Below are 15,143 nucleotides of genomic sequence, written 5' to 3'. Positions count from 1 at the left end.
AGCGGATGCAATAATATTTTTAAATTATAGTAACGTTATATTATTTGAAATAGAAACGTTACTTTTTTAAAAAACATACATGACAGGTGCTGGGGAAATGGGAAAAGGACTCCATTAATTCATGTTTTCCTTGTTGATTTAATTTCGTGTATGTGTGATTTCGGAAAGAAACGGAGGGGGTTCAATGGTAAAAACTGTTGATCAAATGGTAAGGGAATATAGTGGTGATAACATCCTTGCTACCTACAAGCTTAAGTTCACCGGCGTGGACGGATATGATGTTTACAATCCTACAAGTCCGTTTCTGGATAATGGGAAAAAGGTTTTGGCTGGCCGTGTTGAAAAACGTGACAGTGAGCACTCAAAGATTATGTTCTTTGAACAGAGCAGCGAAGATACTTGGAAACTGATTGATAATCTGCCGACGTTTGAATTGCAGGATCCTTATTATTCATTTGTTAGCGGCAAATTGATCCTGGGTGGAACGGAAGTATTTGATCATCCTGAAATTCCAAATGCGTTATGGTGGCGCGCTAAAAAATTAACAGGAAATGATATTGCTGGTTTAGAACATTTGGTATACGGCCGAACGGTATGAAAGATATCCGTATTTGTGACGTAGATAATAAAATTCTTGTGTTGACTTGGCCTCTAAGGTGAAAAAGGAGGCAGAGGAAAAATAGGTTTTTATTTTGCTGATAACCTGGCTGATATTACTGTTGAAAAAATTGAAAACGCTTCATTATTAAATCTTTGCATTGATGAAGAGTGGGTTGGCAGTAATCAAGCAACGGTTCTAAAAAATGGAAAAGTTGGTGTGTTGGGCCACATCGCAAAATTTGACGAATATGGCGACCGTCATTACTATCCAACAACATTCTGTTTTGACCCGAAAACTAGAGAATATACAGAAATGAAGATTATCTGTATGCGTAAATACTTGGGTCAAGGAGAGTCAAAACGTCCTGATTTGGTTGATGTTTTGTTCTCTGGCGGCATTGTTAGAAAAGAAGATGGAACGGCTGAATTGTATACAGGTGTGGGAGACTGTGAAGTGCACTGTGTAAAGATTCAGGACCCATTCTTGGAATATGAGGGAAAATAATGGCAAAATTGATTGAATTTAGAAACTTGTGTGTTAAATACAAGAACAATGATGATTTAACCATCAAAGATATGAATATTGAAATCGAAGACGGTGAATTTATCGTATTTGTTGGTCCGTCGGGCTGTGGTAAAAGTACTACATTAAAGGTACTGTCTGGCCTTGAAGAAGTACATTCCGGTGAAATATATATTTCCGGTGAGCTGGCAAATTACAAAGAACCGAAAGACCGCAATATTGCAATGGTATTCCAGAACTACGCATTATACCCGCATTTTTCTGTTCGTAAAAACATAGAAGTTGGACTGAAAAGTGCGAAATTGTCTAAAAGCGAAGTTCGTAAAAAAACTGATGTTGTTGCACAAAAATTACATATTACCCCAATACTTGATAAGTTCCCTAAAGATTTAAGTGGCGGGCAGCAGCAACGGGTAGCTTTGGCACGGGCGATCATTCGTGACCCTCTAGTCTATATTTTTGATGAACCACTTAGTAACTTGGACGCTAAGTTACGCCATTCTACACGTAATGAGATCATTTCAATGCATAGGGAACTGAAGAAAACTTTCTTCTATGTAACTCATGATCAGGTTGAAGCGATGACGATGGCTGATCGGATCGTTGTTTTAAAGGATGGGGAAGTCCAACAAATCGATAGCCCGAAAAATATTTTCTATAACCCAAGCAACCTTTTTGTGGCTCAATTTCTTGGCAATCCAGAAATAAACACAATATCAGTGAAAGTAAAAACGGATGGAACGCTAGCGATATCAGAAAGTGCTTCGATTGAATTAGAGCATAGTAATAAAGATATGATATTGAAACAAGATGAAGTAATTTTATGTTTCAGACCTGATGATGTTGAATATTCTAAAACCGCTAAAGAAGGATTTATTGAGGTTCAGGTAAATAGCAAGGAAATGTTGGGGAACACAACTATCGTAAACGGGAAACTTGCAGGCCATGACATAAATTTTGTTGTAAGGACTTCTGACTTTGATGGGGATGAAAAAGTTTACTATATTCAAATCGATACCAAAAAGTGTTTGTATTTTGATCCTGTGAGCGAGAAGAATATTAATGTTGACTAGAATTATTTATAGAAAAAGTGTTCAAATATTCCTTTTGGTAATGGGAATAACTCTTATCTTCCTGGAGAATTATTTGGACGTTTCATTAAATCAACAACATGTCTTAAAACAATTTCAAATTATTTTTGAAAACAAGAAAATGATTGGAACTGAGCCGGGTGTTTATAAGATACCAGGAACAGACTTTTTGGCTGGTGTTGATTATGCTCCAAAATTGAAAAATGGAATTAACTTTACAAAAAAAGATTTTACTATTTTTGTAAACGGGTACGGGACCAAGAAGACTTATTCAGAAATAAAAGCTGAAAACTTGGAAAATGTTTATACTAACTACCTTGTTTACAGATATTCTTCGTATTTAACTCCTTCTTTAATATTTTATATTTTTATCAGTTCGATACTAAAATACACCGTCGTGTTTGGAGTTTTATATCTTATTATAACAATGTACGAATATATGCTGTTTAGATCTGGCATCACTCCGGGTTATAGCTATTTTCAGCGCAGCACAAAATTTAAATTTTGTATTGCGGCAATGTTTGTAAGTGCTCTTTTCTATTCATATGGTTCATTCATTATTAAGGATAATACCCTCATAAATATGCTTGCTATATTAATAGGAAGTTCGTTGATTGTTATCCAAATAAAAATACATAAAAGGGGATTACTAACGTGAAAAAGATCATGGCAATTTGCTCTATCCTATTTGTTATGTCTGCAATGCTGTTGGTTGGATGTTCTTCTAAGGACACTAGTTCATCTAGCGCTAACGGCGTTGTCAAATTAAAGATGGCTACCTGGGCTGGCGGCGATGAGTTAAAACAAATGCAGTCAATTGTTGATAAGGTGAATCAAGCTAACAAAAAGTCGTATCAAGTTACGCTCGTTTCCATTCCGGATAACTACTATATGAAGGTGCAAACACAATTATCAGCAGGTAATGCGCCAGACTTATTGTGGATGTCACAGGAGCAAATCAAGCCGTTTATCTTAAATGGCGCGTTAACACCTATTGATAAGTACTATAAAAAATCCGATATCTCCAAAATTGCGATTAATGATCAATTGATGGGCGCTGTGACCGATAACGGAAAAACCTACGGATTACCTTGGATTGCCAATCCGGTTATCTTGTACTACAACAAAAACATTGTTGATGCTGCTGACCAGGCTACATTGGAAGCGACTACGAAAGGTCAGTATATTACTTGGGATCAATTCCATACAATGGCTAAAAAGTACACTGATATTAAAAACGACAAGTACGGTACAGTCATTAATGGTTCTCCTGCCATGGAAAACTTCATTTGGTCATATGGCGGAGAAATTCAGAAGAAAGATGGAACGGTTGCATTTGATTCACCTCAATCCATTGCGGGTATCCAGAAGTTGGCTGATTTTGTTGTGAATGACCCGATTTCGCCAAATCAGGACGTTGTAAACAAAGTTGGATATGGTGAAACATTCCAACAAGGAAAGACTGCGTTTATTTTTGGCGGAGTGGCAGATAATATGGAATTGATTTCTGGCAAGCCAGCTCCGTATAAAGTTGGCTACGCGGTAGCGCCAAATGGGGGAACCCCGGCTACTTTCAACTGGTCTGCATCCACTGTCATTACAAAGGATTGCAATAACCCGGAAGTTGCTTTTAAAGCAATGAGTGATTTGACACAAGAATTCTGGAAGTGGAAATCTGTTCCTCCAGTAAAGGATATTACACAACTTGGTTATGCAGATTATACTGACTACCTGAAAAAAAATTCACCGCAGAAGGCAGATATGGCAGGAGCATTAGGCGAATCAATGAAAATTGCTCGTATCGATAACTACGGTAAAAATACTGCTGCAGTCCAAACTGCACAGTGGGAGCAAATTTACAGCCCAATTCTTAGCGCTGCGGTAACAGGTAAGAAGGTTGATGTCCACAAATTAGTGGAAAATGCCATGGCAAAAGTTAAATAAGCAAAACTTAAAAAGTAATTTGTATCCCCAAAGTTTTCTTCAAACTTTGGGGATACTTGAAAAAACAGCATATGCTCGGATACTTGTGTTAATAAGATATAGAACTGCAAGCACGACGACGGGTTTAAGGTGGTAGAAAAACTTGGATGCCAAAGAGATTAAGAGAATACAAGGAAGAAGAAAGTTCAAAGGGATCGGCTTCGTTCTGCCTTGGCTATTTGGTTTTACACTATTTGCATTGTTTCCTTCAATTTATAGTTTTTACATGTCGCTTACTGATTGGGGATTAGTAGGCCCAAATGAAGGGTTTATTGGATTTCAGAATTATGTTACTGCTTTTAAATCAAGCGATTTTTGGAATTCGCTTTCTGTTACAGTGAGATTTGTAGTGTGGGCAGTACCGCTTGGCATGGCAGCTTCCCTTACATCAGCTCTGATATTGAATTCTAATGTAAAAGGCGTCAGTATTTTCAGGGGCTTAAATTACGTTCCTACCTTGGCGTCAGGCGTTGCAATTGCTGTTATGTGGAGCTGGATTTTTTCTCCCCATGGCGGTTTATTGAACATGATTATTGGTGTATTTGGCTTTCATGGCGCATGGTTATTCGACCCTAATTTAGTGGTGCCTTCATACGTAATAATGGCGGTTTGGGGAGCTTTCTCCGGATTCTTGACATACTTGGTTGCAGTAAAGGAAGTTCCGCGGTCATTAATAGATTCTTCAAGGATTCTGGGAATGGGATATTTTGAGAGATTATTCAAGGTAACAATTCCTTTGATGAGGCCGATCTTAATCTATAACTTTATCATGGCGATTATTGGCGGATTCAGAAAATTCTCGGATGCTTACGTGTTAGGTGGAGCAGGTGATTCCGGGAAGTTCTATATGGTTTATTTTTATCAGCAGGCGTTTGGGAATTTCAGAATGGGATACGCAGTTGCGTTAGCCTGGATCTTGTTCGTAATCGTTATGACATTAATGTTGATTATTTATAAAAGAACACCTTTCTGGGAGTATTATTCCGGAATGAAGAAAAAGAAGGTGAAGAAGAATGTCAGAAAAGCGTAAGTACTATTTTAAGAAATATGGGGGCAAAACGGCTTCATATCTCCTGCTCATATTCGTAGCTCTTTTATTGGCAGTACCATTTGCCTGGACACTGTTTTCTTCTCTTAAACCTCAGGTTGAAAACATTTCTTCTACCTTTACCTTATTGCCAAAGGGAAGCATATCGCAATGGGACTGGCATAATTACAAGGTTGCCGTTGATCAGCTGAATTTTTTCCAGGGATTTAGAAATACACTGACCGTTGCTATACCAGCTGTGGTATTTGGTGTGTTTTCGTCGGCATTTGTTGCTTATGGTTTTGCAAGATTTAATTTCAAATATAAACAGGTCATTTTTTTAATACTATTGGCATCGCTGATGATTCCTTTTGAAATCACAATGATTCCTATGTATGTTGTTTTTTCAAAAATTGGCTGGATCAATACGTATCTTCCTATGATTGTGCCCGGGATGTTTGGTGCGTCCGAATATATTTTCTTTTTGACGATGTACTTCATTGCCATTCCAAGGGAATTAGTGTCATCTGCTAGGGTTGACGGCTTCTCGGATTTTGAAATATGGTACAAGATTTTCTTGCCGATCAGTAAGCCGGCATTAATTGTCGTCGGAATTTGGTCTTTCCAGGGGACATGGAACGATTTATTGGGTCCGCTAATCTGGTTGACCGATTCGGATAAATTCACATTGCAGCAATCATTAGCCGCGTTAAATAGTGCGACTATGTCACCTCCGATTGAACTTGGCGTAAAAATGGCTTCGACCATTCTTATTACTTTGCCGGTATTGATTGTTTTCTTGTTTACACAGAAATACATTCTTGACACATCGAAATCCGAAGGAATAAAAGGGTAATTTAGAACTTCAGGGAGATATCAGTCTAATGCAGAATATTACTAGTTTTGAGACAGTTGTAAACATCTCTACCCTGGATCATTCGTATGAAGAAAGCTTTGTAATCCATAATTTGCAAAGTGGCAGGTATTTTTCGGAATGCCTGCAGCTGAATATTGATTACAGATATCAATTCAGTACTGTTGATGGAGTATCAAAGATTACGTTTATCCTTGAGCAAAATTGTATCCAAAAGTTAAATGTTTCCTTTTCACATTGTATCTCCTTTAATAATGAAGAATTTTTCACATTTAATTCTGAGAAATTTACAAATGGTGTTGTAAATGATGAATTTTTCTACATAGGGAATCATGACAATGTAAATACACTTATTTATCCGGGAATTCCCTATAAAAATAAATTCACGAGAGTAACTAGGAAAAGAAATCCGTATAATCTTGGCGGTTTTACAAAGAGAAGTGTTTTTAAAGACTTGGAATTGATTATGCTTTCCGGAAATAAAGTCAGACTAAATTATGGTTTCAAATATGACTTTATTAATTATGTAAAGTTGGAAGACATAGAATTAGAAATTAATAAGTTTATTAACATTGATTCAGGTTTTTATCGAATTGTTGTGGAGAACAATACAGAAGAAGAAATATCAATTGAGTTAACCGATCGAAATAACGAAATTTATGAACTTCAGTACATGAAGGTTAAGCCGCATTCTAAATTAGCGGATTTCTTCCAAATAGGTTCAACCAATGAGTACATATTTAATTTTTCTTCAGATGAGGCCAATGTCTTTTTCGAAAAGATTGAACCGAAAATGGGGAATCATATTACGTTAAAACAAGCTGTGCCTTATGAAAATGAGTTTTTGATTGTGGAAGCGGAGTTCGAAAATAACAAAAGAAATAACAGATATTTTCCACAAATTCACTTCAATCATTTGATTGATTTTGTTAAATTCGACGAAACAAATGAGTACGAGAAATTATTTTATGCCTCTGTATTTGTAAATATTTTGGATGATCATCTTTGTGTCCCGAATGTTAACTATTCTCCTGACATGTATGCTAGGGATACGTTTTGGACCATTGTTTCATTGGCTGATAAACGATTGAATGAAGTGTTTTTATCTGAGTTTTTAAACACACAAGGCCGGACGGCGTAATAGGTACAATCATTACACCTGATATGGGAAGTGTGGAAAAGAAAAATAACGAAGCAGCAATGGAATTGCTGTGGTGGCATCTTTTGAATAGCAGAAGAGGCTACAAAGGTGTCCCAAAAGAGAAGCTTGATCTATTAGTTGATTACGTATTTCGATTTGACAGACAAAAAACAGGGGAATGTTTTGCAGAATTTGTGTTAGGCCAAAATGATGTAATTGACTTCCGGGGGGATCCGTCGAACCGGCTGGCCGTAAATCAAGGGATGTATGCAGTAACGTTAAAAGTAATCAAAGAGTTGGGGTATGAAGTTCCTGATTGGTTAATTCAGAAGGCCATTAACTATTACCAAGCTTATTATGATTCGGAACTGAGATATATAATCAGTGACAGGGATTTTCCAAAGGTTGTAACCTATTGCGACCTGCTGCCAGAGTTCGTCTCCCTATGGCTTTTTGGAGAAAAAATGTTAACGGATGAAATAGTAATAAATACTTTGGATAAACTTCCACATGTCAATGGCATTGGGCGCTTAATTGCTGATGTTGAAAAAGGCACCTTTGATGGAAGTTATCATCACTGGAATGAGTGGGAATGGTTTGAACCTGGCTATTATTATAATGGCGGCAGTTGGATGAGAGAGGAAATCTGTGCTTATTACGCAGGTTTTGCGCATGGATGGAAAGATGCTCGAGAACGATTCGAAAATCGGGTATACCAAGAATTCAATTTCTTCAATGATGAACCTTTTAGCCATGAACATTTGAATCTGTCCGGCATCGAACGTTCTACGAAAGCTACCTATGTTTTCTGCTGGAATGTGTTTTATGTAATCGTAAAAAAACTATTTGATTATTAACACCTTGTCATTTATTGACGGATTACTCACTGGATTGCAAGAATAAAATGATGTACATTCCCATATAATTGCTGTTTTGGCTATGGGTAATAAAAAACCATGAGCATGATACCCTCCAGTGATGTAAGTATTTTGACTTGTTTAGAAGGGGATATCTACCGGCTCATGTTTTTTTATTTATGAAAAGGCAAATATTTATTCTTTGGGGGTTGCGGGATTTTGAAGATTCAGTTTCCTGGGGAGTTTAGTTTTGGCGCTGCTACAAGCGGTCCGCAAACTGAGGGAGCCAGTGACAAAAAAACCGATTCAATATGGGATTATTGGTATAGGACACAGCCAGATGCTTTCCATAATAAAGTAGGAAATGATCCTGCCTGCAATACCTATTATGAGTACTTGGAAGATGTTGAATTGATGAAGGCATGTAAGTTGAATTCTTTTCGGACTTCAATTCAATGGAGCCGTATTTTTAATGATCCTATTAAGCTTTCGATAAATGAGGAAGGCGTTTCTTTTTATCGGAATTATTTTAGAGCGATTAGAGAGGCTAATATCGATTTGTATGTGAATTTATTTCATTTTGATTTGCCTTTTGTTTTGGAAGAGGAATATGGCGGCTGGCTAAGTGATAGAGTCATTGACTTATATGTTGAATTCGCCAAAGTATGCTTTCAATTATTTGATGAGTATGTCGATAAATGGATCACCTTCAATGAACCGATTGCTTTTAGCCGCAGCGCCTATTTTTACAATGACATTTATCCGTGCCATAAAAGTACACAGGCTTATGTGACGGCAAATAATAACATCTTAAGAGCGCATAATCTGGCAGTAAGTATCTATAAAAAGTATTATGACAAAGAAATAGGGATTGTCCTGGATCTTTTACCGCCAATCATTAGCTCCGAAGAGGATCATTACGCTGGATTGGTTTACGATGTTTTCATCAATAAAATATTCCTGGATCCTTGTATCAAGCTTGAATATAACAAGGATTACCTTGAGATTCTCAAGAAACATGAAATTGACATTCAGCAAATTTCTGAATTTTATCCAATCGATTTTGTGGGAATTAATTACTATCAACCAGTTTATGTGAGGAAACAGTGTGATTATCGTGAAAGAGAATTTTTCCCCTGGTATTATTTCGAAACTTATATCCCTGAAGGTGTAAGAATTAACGAATATCGCGGCTGGGCAATTGAACCAAGAGTAGTTTATAACATTGCGAAAACAATCCAAAAAGAGTATGGAAACATAAAGTGGTACCTATCAGAAAATGGCATGGGTGTCGAAAATGAGGAAACGTTTCTGAAGGATGGCATTATTCAGGATGATTACCGGACCGATTTTATAAAAGAACATCTATATTATTTGGCAAAGGCGGTCAGTGAAGGAAGCAATTGCTTCGGGTATCATTTATGGACATTTATAGACTGTTTTAGCTGGAAGAACTCTTTTAAAAATCGGTATGGATTGGTTTCACTAAACTTGCAAACCAGAGAAAAAAATTTGAAAAAGAACGCTGTTTTTTATCGTGACTTAGCCGTAAATAAATTTTTCATCGGCCTAGTTATGAATAGTGGCAGGGGAAGAGGGGCTATGTTGAATTCCAATTATTTGGCGATAGATATTGGCGGCAGCTGTATTAAATGGGGAATTCTGGACCGGGAGGGCACAATCTTTGAAAAGGGAGAGCTAGCAGTAGACGGAATAGATTTTGCAGATTTTTATAAAGAAATCAGCGAGTTGACTTTTAAAAGCGGCTGTAAAAAAATAGGCATCTCATCTCCGGGGACAATTGACAGGAAAAACAAAACAATATCAGGTACAGTATCGGTTCCCTGCATTAAAGAAGGGGATTGGGTAAAGAGATTGGAACGTGAATTGGGCGTAAGCTGCAGCATTGAGAATGATGCCAATTGTGCAACCCTTGCTGAAATGTGGATTGGGAATGCAAGAGGTTACAGGAATTTTTTAAATATTGTTATAGGTACGGGAATTGGATCAACATTTGTAGTAAATAATCAAATTTTCCGCGGAGCGAACCTTTATGGTTCTGAACTTGGATATTTGATTAGAAATATTGATGGGAAATTTTATTATGAAAGCGAATTTACCTCAACCAAGGCGCTAGTCGATCGAATCAGCCCAATTGTGCCGGTAAAAAACGGACAGGAAGTTTTTCAATACCTTGATAATCCCTTGGTTGATGAGGAATACAAAAATTTCATCAATGATTTGGCAATCTTATTTTACAATGCTGTTCATATGTATGACCCTGAAATTGTACTTGTCGGGGGAGCCATTTCGACAAACAAAAAATTTATCGAAGATTTAAAGAATAGATATGAAGAGATTAGAAAAGAAGTTGGAATGAGCAGTATTAAATTAAATCTGAATACGTGCCGTTTCTATAATGATTCAAATTTAATTGGTGCTGTTTATCATTTTATCTCTGAATTCGAAGTTTATTAATCTTTGATTATTAAAGGAGAATAGAAAATGAAAGTTTACAGATATGAGGAAAACCCATTAGTGACACCGGCCGATGTTAAGCCGTATCATTCTGGCTTCGAGGTAATCGGTGCTTTTAATGCCGGGATTGCAACATTTAATGATGAAGTAATCATGCTGCTGCGTGTGGCTGAGAGACCAATCAGCAATGACCCTGCAATTGTAAAGTCTCCGATTTTTAATCCAAAAACAAAAGAATTGGAAATTGCAGAGTTTGATTTAAACGACCCTAAATATGATTTCTCAGACTCTCGATTTTTTCGTGAAGCAGACAGTTCAGACGGCTTCAGCTATTTAACATCGCTTTCTTACTTACGAATTGCAAGAAGTAAAGATGGCCGTCATTTTTCAATTGATGAAAAACCATTCATTTATCCTTCAAATGAATTAGAAACTTTTGGTTTGGAGGACGCAAGAATTACACAGATTGAAGATGTATATTATATCTACTTTACAGCGGTTTCACCGGTTGGTGTCGGTGAGTCCATGGTCTCTACAAAAGATTTTGTCAGTTATGAGCATCATGGAATGATTTTCGCACCAGAAAATAAAGATGCGCTGATTTTCCCTGAAAAGATCAATGGGAAATATTATGCAATGCATCGCCCGACGTTAAGGAGTATTGGCAACCCCGAAATCTGGATTTCAGAATCTACAAACTTATTACATTGGGGAAATCATAAACACTTAATGGGATTAAGAGAAGGAATGTGGGACTCCGGGCGTATCGGCGGCGGAGCAGTACCATTCAAAACAGAAAAGGGATGGTTAGAGATTTACCATGGTGCTACATCAGATCATCGCTATTGTTTGGGAGCTGTACTGCTTGATTTAAACGATCCGGCAAAAGTAATCGCAAGATCCAGTGAACCTCTCTTGAAGCCAGAAGCTGATTATGAAGAAACTGGTTTTTTTGGCGGAGTTGTATTTTCCTGTGGTGCTTTAGTTGAAGGTGATGTTGTCAAGTTGTATTACGGTGCAGCGGATACATCTATGGCATGCGCAGAATTAAGTCTAAAAGAAATCCTGGATTCATTGACTTATTTAGAGTAACTAGCATAAACCTTCAATCCTAGTATTAAAACTCGCCGGACTGTTTTTGTCCGCGGGTTTTGTTTGTATTTGGCTCAGCTTGTTAGAAAGAGAGAAATTTGAAATTGGCTGTTTATAAGACAAAATGTTTTTAGCCAAGATGAAAGAGTTGGAGGCAATCATATATAAAAATGAACCGATTTTTTTAGAGCCTGTCCTGCAAGAAAGAATTTGGGGCGGACAAAAATTAAAAACGGAATTCAATTACGAGAATCCGTCTGAGCACACAGGGGAAGCGTGGGTTATTTCGGCACATCCCAACGGACCAAGCCTGATTAAAAACGGCCCTCTTGCAGGCAAAACTCTGGCTGAGGCTGGAGCCAGCATGGAGAGCTGTTCAATAAAAGGCCGGGAACGAGGAAGAATACCCGTTGCTTGTGAAAATTCTTGATGCAGCCGATGACCTTTCTGTCCAAGTTCATCCGAATGACAAATTTGCACGCGAAGTAGAAGGCATGCCATATGGAAAAACGGAGTGCTGGTATGTCATTAGTGCAGAGGAAGGCGCCGAGCTGGTACTGGGACATCATGCTGCCACACAGGAAGAGCTTGCGGAAATGGCCGCCAAGGGTGAATGGGACAAGCTTTTACGGCGTGTGAAAGTAGAGGCGGGTGATTTTGTTTATGTTCCAAGTGGCACCGTCCATGCAATAGGGAAAGGAATTATCATCCTGGAAACACAGCAAAGCTCCGACATTACGTATCGGGTATATGATTATGATCGTACGGATGCAACAGGGAACAAACGAGACCTGCATCTCGAGCAGTCGATACAGGTCATCACCGTCCCACATCAAGATGCCGCAGTAGAAAAGAAAGAAGCTGTTTTTGGCGATTTGGCGGAAAAGCAGCTTGTGAAAGAACAGTATTTTACTGTGAATCACTGGCAGCTGGATGGTAAGGCGTCACGAGAGGTAACGGCTGACTTCTTGCAGGTGAGCGTACTTGACGGGGAAGCAGAACTCACCGTGGAAGGAAAGACTTTTTCCATTCGAAAGGGAACTCACTTTATCCTGCCTAACAGTATCCATGAATATAAGCTGGAAGGAAAAGCGGAGTTTATCGTTTCTCATGTGTAACGGAAAAACGGACAGCAAGAACGGTAACCGTTAAAGAAAAAGGGGGATTACAATGGCAGACCAATCAGCTATGTCAGAAGTGAAGTATTTCCCGGATGTTCCGCGTCATTTTCCATTGAATTGGAGTGTGATTGCAGATCGGTTTAATAAGTACATCATGGATGATAAGAATGGAGTAAGGTTCACGGACAAGGAAGGTTTCCATCGATTTGGCGCGTTCGTTGAAGATGGGAGGCCATGAATTGATAACATTTGGCGGGATTATTCTAGGCAAGATCCTGCGCGGGGAGTCGGTCGCGGATTTCCTGCCCACCCTTGGTACATATTTTTCTGCGGAAAATTCAATATTCATAAACCACCCGGGCAATCGGCGTGAGGAATATTGGTATTTGATGCTGGTAAACTGCTATGCCTTCGAAATTATAAGGAAATCGCAACCTTCTTCTCCTGAATATACAAACATGATAAAGCAAAGTTTAGACACACTGCTGGGTATCGCAAAGACGAATAACTATGATTTTAATGACCAGGGATTCGATTTTTCTGCAGGAACTCCTTTTACAAACAAAGATTCCTACAGGCAGCCTGATACAATCGGTGCCTATTCATATTTAATGCTTGTTGGATTTGAACAGTCCGGTGACCTAAAATATTTAAACGAAGCAGTAAAAGCAATGGGATTCTATCAATCTTTTCAAACTAACCCTTGGTATGAAATCCCGAGTGGTGCCATGGCATGTCAGGCGGCGGTAAAATTAAACAGCATGGGCTTTTCGTTTGAGTTGAATAAGATCATTGGTTTTACTTTTGACAGCAAGAAGGGACCCATGCATACAGGAAAATGGGGAGATGCTGAAGTAAACGGTCTGATGAGGGGATGGAGGGGATATTCACGTGAGGAAGCTTCCCAAACAGCCTATAGTCTGGAAAGTTTAATTCTATTGCCATTTTTGCTGCCAATCGCTTCCTATGTCAGTAAAGAAAAAGCAAAGCTAATTGCTAAATATGCCCTTCATACGGCTGCTAATGCAAGGGCGTTTTTTGGAGATCTTTTAAGTCCAGAGGCACAAAGCCTGCGGAACTGCCGCCGGATGTCCCGTATGAAACCTTGTCCTGTGACAAAGGGCCAAAAACCCTACGCATTCGGGGATTTTCATACGCATAAATCCGTTTATGGCGGCTCATTGGCTTTGTGGTGGGCAGCACTGGTCGAACCTACAGAGCACCCTTATATTTTAAAGCTTAATCTTTCAAAAACGGACTTCCTAAATCCGGGAAAGCCAGCATTTTATTTATTTTATAATCCTTTGGCGGAAGCAAAAGAAGTGACTATGAACCAAAATAATAGGTTATATGATGTGTATAAATCGGAATATGTAAGCTCAGGAATAATCGTGATACCTGCTGGGGATGTAAAAGTTATTTATGAAATGGCAAAAAATAACCCAATAAAGAATTCGTAATTTTTATAATTTGAAAATAGAATTACTTTTATTATTTGTAACGTCGGAGATGAGAGTGCTTATGAATCATTCGTGGTGCAAGAAGGCAGTTTTTTATGAAATATATGTCCCGAGCTTTAAAGATGGCAGCGGGGATGGGATCGGGGATTTTGACGGCATCACCTCGAAGCTTGACTATCTGAAGGATCTTGGGATTGACGGACTTTGGCTTACTCTCTTTTATCCATCACCTAAAGTCGATAACGGCTAGGACACTTCCGATAATTACGGAATTGATCCTTCTTACGGAACAATGGAAGATTTCGAGAATTTTATTGTTGAAGCGCACAAGCGGGGCATTAGGGATATTGCCGACCTGGTCTTGAACCATACTTCTTCAGAACACAAATGGTTCAAGGAATCAAGGTCATCTAGAGATAATCCGAAACGCGATTGGTATATTTGGAAGGACCAGCCTAACAACTGGGGATCATTCTTTAGCGGCCCAGCCTGGGAATATGATGAAAACGACAGACCAATTTTATTATCACGCTTTTGCGAAGGAACAGGTTGATCTGAACTGGGCCAATCACGAGCTCAGACAAGCGATGTTCAATGTGATGAGGTTTTGGCTGGAAAAAGGCGTTGACGGATTCCGCCTTGACGTTATTAATTTCCTGAAAGTAAATGATTCATTTCCGGACAATCCTTTCGATCAGGATAAAAAAGAACAAATCCATCTGAATGATAAAGACCAGGAAGGTATCATGAAGGTGATCCGTGAAATTTCAGAAGTTGTCCATCAATACCCGGACCAGTTCAATGTCGGTGAAGTCGGTTCTGAGGATATCGACATTCAAAAGCCTATTCAGGTTCGGGGAAGCTGGATGTGGCCTTTAACTTCAATATCGTAAACA

At 38.5% G+C, this 15,143-nt stretch carries 12 protein-coding genes and 3 pseudogenes; all 15 read left to right on the top strand.

Annotation, left to right across the window (positions count from 1 at the left end):
* The first annotated feature begins 184 nt into the window (after nt 1–184).
* The 15 genes and pseudogenes from RCG23_RS03310 to RCG23_RS03240 all read left to right on the top strand — a co-directional run bounded on the left by RCG23_RS03310 (nt 185) and on the right by RCG23_RS03240 (nt 15,140).
* Nucleotides 185–1,105: pseudogene (locus tag RCG23_RS03310) on the top strand (DUF1861 family protein).
* Complete coding sequence (locus RCG23_RS03305; RefSeq protein WP_308178582.1) at nt 1,105–2,196, top strand: ABC transporter ATP-binding protein; 1,092 nt, start codon at nt 1,105–1,107, stop codon at nt 2,194–2,196. The pseudogene RCG23_RS03310 and the gene RCG23_RS03305 overlap by 1 nt, the downstream one beginning before the upstream one ends.
* A 73-nt stretch (nt 2,197–2,269) precedes the next feature.
* Nucleotides 2,270–2,872, top strand: a complete 603-nt coding sequence (locus RCG23_RS03300) for a hypothetical protein (protein ID WP_308178581.1) — start codon at nt 2,270–2,272, stop codon at nt 2,870–2,872.
* Nucleotides 2,869–4,158, top strand: a complete 1,290-nt coding sequence (locus RCG23_RS03295) for an ABC transporter substrate-binding protein (RefSeq protein WP_308178580.1) — start codon at nt 2,869–2,871, stop codon at nt 4,156–4,158. Before RCG23_RS03300 ends, RCG23_RS03295 begins: the two co-directional genes overlap by 4 nt.
* A 142-nt stretch (nt 4,159–4,300) precedes the next feature.
* Entirely contained in the window at nt 4,301–5,227 is a 927-nt protein-coding gene (locus RCG23_RS03290) for a carbohydrate ABC transporter permease (RefSeq protein WP_308178579.1), read from the top strand.
* Complete coding sequence (locus RCG23_RS03285) at nt 5,211–6,080, top strand: carbohydrate ABC transporter permease (RefSeq protein ID WP_308178578.1); 870 nt, start codon at nt 5,211–5,213, stop codon at nt 6,078–6,080. Before RCG23_RS03290 ends, RCG23_RS03285 begins: the two co-directional genes overlap by 17 nt.
* A gap of 28 nt (nt 6,081–6,108) precedes the next feature.
* A complete protein-coding gene (locus tag RCG23_RS03280) occupies nt 6,109–7,239 on the top strand; it encodes a hypothetical protein (protein ID WP_308178577.1) in 1,131 nt (376 codons plus the stop codon).
* A 32-nt stretch (nt 7,240–7,271) separates the two neighbouring features.
* Complete coding sequence (locus RCG23_RS03275) at nt 7,272–8,096, top strand: hypothetical protein (RefSeq protein WP_308178576.1); 825 nt, start codon at nt 7,272–7,274, stop codon at nt 8,094–8,096.
* Between the two features lie 219 nt (nt 8,097–8,315).
* On the top strand, nt 8,316–10,574 hold the full coding sequence (locus RCG23_RS03270; RefSeq protein ID WP_308178575.1) for a family 1 glycosylhydrolase: 2,259 nt from the start codon (nt 8,316–8,318) through the stop codon (nt 10,572–10,574).
* A gap of 27 nt (nt 10,575–10,601) precedes the next feature.
* Nucleotides 10,602–11,666: a BtaManbiosPhlase gene (locus RCG23_RS03265; RefSeq protein ID WP_308178574.1), complete on the top strand. Its 1,065-nt coding sequence runs from the start codon at nt 10,602–10,604 to the stop codon at nt 11,664–11,666.
* Nucleotides 11,667–11,805: 139 nt separating this feature from the next.
* Nucleotides 11,806–12,784 (top strand): annotated as a pseudogene (manA, locus tag RCG23_RS03260) (mannose-6-phosphate isomerase, class I).
* Between the two features lie 52 nt (nt 12,785–12,836).
* Complete coding sequence (locus RCG23_RS03255; protein WP_308178573.1) at nt 12,837–13,025, top strand: hypothetical protein; 189 nt, start codon at nt 12,837–12,839, stop codon at nt 13,023–13,025.
* Nucleotide 13,026: 1 nt separating this feature from the next.
* Nucleotides 13,027–14,247, top strand: coding sequence for a hypothetical protein (locus RCG23_RS03250; RefSeq protein ID WP_308178572.1), 1,221 nt, complete (start codon nt 13,027–13,029; stop codon nt 14,245–14,247).
* 49 nt (nt 14,248–14,296) lie between these two features.
* A pseudogene (locus RCG23_RS03245) lies at nt 14,297–14,800 on the top strand (alpha-amylase family glycosyl hydrolase).
* Nucleotides 14,745–15,140 carry an alpha-amylase family glycosyl hydrolase gene (locus RCG23_RS03240; RefSeq protein WP_308178571.1) on the top strand — a complete coding sequence of 132 codons (396 nt, stop codon included), beginning with the start codon at nt 14,745–14,747 and terminating at the stop codon, nt 15,138–15,140. The pseudogene RCG23_RS03245 and the gene RCG23_RS03240 overlap by 56 nt, the downstream one beginning before the upstream one ends.
* The last annotated feature ends 3 nt before the right edge of the window (nt 15,141–15,143 follow it).

The sequence above is a fragment of the Neobacillus sp. PS3-34 genome (assembly GCF_030915465.1).
GTDB lineage: Bacteria > Bacillota > Bacilli > Bacillales > Cytobacillaceae > Neobacillus_A.
The sequence above is the reverse complement of the archived record's forward strand: the minus strand, read 5'-3'. Positions and strand labels throughout refer to the sequence as shown.